This window comes from Myxococcus sp. CA023, from assembly GCF_010998615.1.
In the GTDB taxonomy this organism is placed as follows: domain Bacteria; phylum Myxococcota; class Myxococcia; order Myxococcales; family Myxococcaceae; genus Myxococcus.
Genome location: NZ_JAAEAH010000199.1, coordinates 1 through 453, shown reverse-complemented (window position 1 = coordinate 453; position 453 = coordinate 1). Strand labels below are relative to the sequence as shown.

General features: G+C 57.6%; 1 protein-coding gene. It reads right to left on the bottom strand.

Translation table 11 applies throughout. The annotated features are described in order from the left end of the window. Positions 1-203, bottom strand: a 203-nt coding sequence (locus tag F8M74_RS37250; protein WP_163884770.1) for a helix-turn-helix domain-containing protein, incomplete at its 3' end; no start/stop codon positions are given. Positions 204-453 lie beyond the last annotated feature (250 nt).

Below are 453 nucleotides of genomic sequence, written 5' to 3'. Positions count from 1 at the left end.
AGATGATAGTTGTTGGAATCGTCTTTGGTGAGGAACCCGCCAGCTTCGAGATTCACGAGGAAGCGGTGCACGGTGCTCACCGGCAATCCGGAGAGTTTTGCGATCTCCGAAGCGGGCAGCCCGCGGCCGGCCTGGCCCAACAGTTGCAGCATGCGCAGGCCGCGCTGCAACGACATGATGTTGTATTCCCGCTTTTGCGCCATTAGGGCCCGACCAGCAAAAATGAAAACTCACTCCAAGGCATGAAAAGATATACTACAGCCGCCCGGGAGAATCCAGCCTCAAAAGTACAGGCTCCCTGGCCCATGTTTTTGCTCAGAGGCGGCCCACTTGCCGCACGCCTTCCACGATCGACCGAGTTTTCTCGATGATCGAGTACATCGAGTGTTCCTTGTAGTCGAGTTGCTGAGCCAGAGACAGGACCCTGGCCGCTTCTTCACGCGGCACCACGGC